The organism is Dietzia sp. HMSC21D01 (genome assembly GCF_001815995.1).
Taxonomy (GTDB): domain Bacteria; phylum Actinomycetota; class Actinomycetes; order Mycobacteriales; family Mycobacteriaceae; genus Dietzia; species Dietzia cinnamea.
The window spans coordinates 1-4,418 of the sequence record NZ_KV824002.1 but is presented as its reverse complement, the minus strand read 5'-3'; the positions used below and the strand labels follow the sequence as shown (position 1 = coordinate 4,418).

The 4,418-nt window shown below is 69.8% G+C and carries 3 protein-coding genes; all 3 read left to right on the top strand.

What is annotated here, in order from left to right; all coding sequences use genetic code 11:
• Nucleotides 1–561 (top strand): ComF family protein (locus HMPREF3086_RS12385; RefSeq protein WP_070722140.1); only part of this gene is annotated, 561 nt, incomplete at its 5' end.
• 238 nt (nucleotides 562–799) lie between these two features.
• A complete protein-coding gene (gene hpf, locus HMPREF3086_RS12380) occupies nucleotides 800–1,501 on the top strand; it encodes a ribosome hibernation-promoting factor, HPF/YfiA family (protein ID WP_007628525.1) in 702 nt (233 codons plus the stop codon).
• Nucleotides 1,502–1,666: 165 nt separating this feature from the next.
• On the top strand, nucleotides 1,667–4,418 hold a 2,752-nt coding region (secA, locus tag HMPREF3086_RS12375), incomplete at its 3' end, for a preprotein translocase subunit SecA (protein WP_070722138.1).

Below are 4,418 nucleotides of genomic sequence, written 5' to 3'. Positions count from 1 at the left end.
CGGCACGCCGGCCCGCCCGCACGCGCCGTGTCCGCCTACAAAGACCGCGGCAGATCCGACCTCGCGCGCCCGTTCGGCACCGCCCTCGCCGCGGCGATCGACCGCCTGCGCGAGGCGGGGGAGATCGCCGAGGCGGGGGAGCGTCCCACCGTCCTCGTGCCGGCCCCGGCGTCGGCGCGGGCCCGCCGACGGCGCGGGTTCGACCACGTCCGTGACATCGTGGACGTCCTGGCCGCCGACCTCGCCGGCTCGCTACCGACCGGCCCGGTGGTCGTGGCGCCGCTGCTCGAGGTCCGCGGACGAGTGCGTGACGCCTCCGGCCTCGGTGCGCGGGCCCGCGCCGACAACCTCTCCGGGCGCATCCGCCGACGCCCCGCCGGGACGGTGCTGCGCGCCTCCCCCGGGGCGCCGGACACGGTGGCCGCCCTGCTGGCGACCCCGGCCACGGTCCTGTTCGTCGACGACGTGGTGACCACCGGCGCCACGGCCGCCGAGTGCGTGGCGGTCCTCGCGGCGGGAGGCCTGCCGGTGACCGCTGTCCTGGCCGTCACCGCCGCCTGAGCGAGCGCCGTCGCGTGCGGACCGAGGTGAGCTTCGCCGTCTCGGGTGCGGCGTCAGCGGGAGCGGGTAGAGTGGGCTTCGGACGGGTTCACCAGCACATTCGCCGCCTGTCGGCTCCGGTGGGCCGTGTCCGCAGAGTGTCCACTCAGCCATGTGGGTGGACCCTTCGGCCGGGATTCCGGGCGGTTACCGGACCGGTCGCAGCGGTCCGCCGCAGGCCCGATGAGGAGGAGCTTCGATGGCGAAGACCCCCGCAGTCCTGCTCGACCCCGCCACCTTCGACGGTCCCGAGACCGACGATCCCGGCACCCCCGAGGCCCAGGTCACCATCCGCGGCCGGAACGTCGAGGTCCCCGACCATTTCGCGAGCCGGATCAACACCAAGCTGGCGAAGGTCGAGAAGATGGCGCCGTTGATCCAGCGGTTCGACGTGATCCTGTTGCACGAGAACAACCCGAGGCTGGCCAAGGTGAGCCAGCGCGTGGAGATCACCGTCAAGGGCAAGCCGGGAGTGGCCCGGGCCGAGGCGGCCGAGGACACCTTCTACGCGGCTCTCGAGTCGGCCGTGGCCAAGCTCGAGCGGCAGATGCGCAAGGCCCGCACCCGTCGCAAGATCAGCCACTCCGGGCACCGGCGGCCGCAGTCGGTCGCCGAGGCGACCGCCGAGCTGGCCGCCGACGCCGCCCCGGTCGACGCGCTGGACCAGCAGCTCGACGGCGTGGAATACGACGACGGGGTCGACGCCTCGATGCCCGGGCAGATCGTGCGTCGCAAGGAGCACGACGGCACGCCGATGTCGGTCGACGAGGCGCTCGAGAAGATGGAACTCGTGGGTCACGACTTCTACCTGTTCCGCGACGCGGAGACCGGACGCGCCACCGTCGTCTACCGCCGGCACGCGTTCGACTACGGGCTCATCACCCTGAGCGACGAGGGCTGACGGCCTCCACCCGCACCCGCCGAGGGCGGTCCGGTCCCACTCGACCGGACCGCCCTCGGCGTGTCAGGACGGCCCGAAGCACCTAGGATGAACCCGGGCCCGCGTGCCACCACGCAGGTCGCAGATACCACGACCACTTCCCCGACCACGAGGACGTTCGAGACTGTGTCCATTCTTTCCAAGCTGCTGCGGGCCGGCGAGGGGCGAAAGCTCAAGAAGTACACCGCTCTCGCCGACTACGTGGACTCGCTCTCCGCCGACACGGAGAAGTTGACCGACGACGAGCTCCGGGCGAAGACCGGGGAGTTCAAGCGTCGAGTGGCCGAGGGGGAGACGCTGGACGACCTGCTGCCCGAGGCGTTCGCCGTGGCGCGCGAGGCCGCGTACCGCGTCCTCGGGCAGAAGCCGTACAAGGTGCAGATCATCGGCGCCATCGTGCTGCACACCGGGTCCGTCGCCGAGATGAAGACCGGCGAGGGCAAGACCCTGACCTGTGTGCTGCCCGCTTACCTCAACGCCCTGTCCGACAAGGGTGTGCACGTGGTGACGGTCAACGACTACCTCGCGAAGCGCGACGCCGAGTGGATGGGCCGCGTCCACCGCTTCCTGGGCCTGTCCGTGGGCGCCATCCTCAGCGGCATGACGCCCGACCAGCGGCGCGAGGCCTACCACGCCGACATCACCTACGGCACGAACAACGAGTTCGGGTTCGACTACCTGCGCGACAACATGGCGCACGACACCGCCCAGCTCGTCCAGCGCGGCCACAACTACGCGATCGTCGACGAGGTCGACTCCATCCTCATCGACGAGGCGCGGACCCCGCTCATCATCTCCGGTCCCGCCGACGGTTCCAGCAAGTGGTACGCCGAGTTCGCGCGCATCGCCCCGCTGTTGGAGGAGGGCACCCACTACGAGGTGGACCGCAAGAAGCGGACCATCGGCGTCACCGAGCAGGGCGTGGAATTCGTCGAGGACCAGCTGGGCATCGACAACCTCTACGAGGCCGCCAACTCGCCGCTGGTGAGTTACCTGAACAACTCCATCAAGGCCAAGGAGCTGTTCACCAAGGACAAGGACTACATCGTCCGCGACGGCGACGTCATCATCGTCGACGAGTTCACCGGGCGCGTCCTCGACGGTCGCCGCTACAACGAGGGCATGCACCAGGCCATCGAGGCCAAGGAGCGCGTGGAGATCAAGGCCGAGAACCAGACCCTGGCCACCATCACGCTCCAGAACTACTTCCGGCTCTACGAGAAGCTGGCCGGCATGACCGGCACCGCCGAGACGGAGGCGGCCGAGCTGTACCAGATCTACAAGCTTGAGGTCATGCCCATTCCGACCAACCGCCCCATGGCCCGCGCGGACCAGCCCGACCTCATCTACAAGACCGAGGAGGCCAAGTTCGCCGCAGTGGTCGAGGACATCGCCGAGCGGGTCGAGAAGAAGCAGCCGGTGCTCGTGGGCACCGCCTCCGTCGAGCGCAGTGAACACCTGTCCCGGCTGCTCACCCGCAAGGGCATCAAGCACCACGTGCTCAACGCGAAGTTCCACGCCCAGGAGGCCCAGATCATCGCCCAGGCCGGCCGGCCCGGCGCGGTCACGGTCGCCACCAACATGGCCGGCCGCGGTACCGACATCGTGCTGGGCGGTAACCCCGACATCATCGCAGACCTCAACCTCCGCGAGCGCGGTCTCGACCCGGTGACCACCCCGGAGGAGTACGAGGCCGCGTGGGACGCCGAGATCGAGCGGATGCGCAAGCTCACCAAGGAGGAGGGCGAGCGGGTCCGCGAGGCCGGTGGCCTCTACGTCCTGGGCACCGAGCGGCACGACTCGCGCCGCATCGACAACCAGCTGCGCGGTCGTTCCGGCCGCCAGGGCGACCCGGGGGAGTCCCGCTTCTACCTGTCGCTGGGTGACGAGCTCATGAGGCGCTTCAACGGCGCGGCCGTCGAGGCGATCATGAACAGGCTGAGCCTGCCCGACGACGTGCCCATCGAGGCCGGCATGGTCTCGCGCGCCGTGAAGAACGCTCAGACGCAGGTCGAGTCGCAGAACTTCGAGATCCGCAAGGACGTGCTCAAGTACGACGAGGTGATGAACCAGCAGCGCACGGTCATCTACCGTGAGCGCAAGCGCATCCTCGAGGGCGAGGACATCACCGACCAGGTCGAGTCGATGATCTACCAGGTGGTCAGCGCCTACGTCGACGGCGCCACCGCCGAGGGGTACGTCGAGGACTGGGACCTGGAGAAGCTGTGGGACGCGCTGCGGCAGCTGTACCCCGTGTCGATCACCGCGCAGGAGATCATCGACGGGGACGAGTACGGCTCTCCCGGCGATCTGTCCGCCAAGAACCTCAAGGACGCCGTCCTCGACGACGTCTTCGCCCGGTACGACGAGCGCGAGGCCGAGATCGAGGGGATCGGCGGCGAGGGCGCGATGCGCCAGCTCGAGCGGTCGGTCATGTTGCAGGTCCTCGACCGCAAGTGGCGCGAGCACCTCTACGAGATGGACTACCTCAAGGAGGGCATCGGTCTGCGGGCGATGGCCCAGCGCGACCCGTTGGTCGAGTACCAGCGCGAGGGCTACGACATGTTCTCGGCGATGATGGACGGCGTGCGCGAGGAGACCGTGGCGTTCCTGTTCAACGTCAAGGTCCAGGCGGGCCGGCAGCAGGCGGCGATGGCCGGCCCGTCGGCCGCGCAGGCCGCGGCGCTGGCGGGTGGCAATCCCATCCTCCAGGCGGCCGGCACCGGCCGGGACGTGAGCGAGGAGCAGATGCAGTTCTCCGGCCCGTCGGAGAGCGGCGACGCCCAGATGGTCGACGAGGGCGCCAGCGCCAACCGGGCCGAGCGCCGCTCGCAGGAGCGTCAGCAGCGGGCCGAGCGCCGGGAGCGGGCCGCCCGGA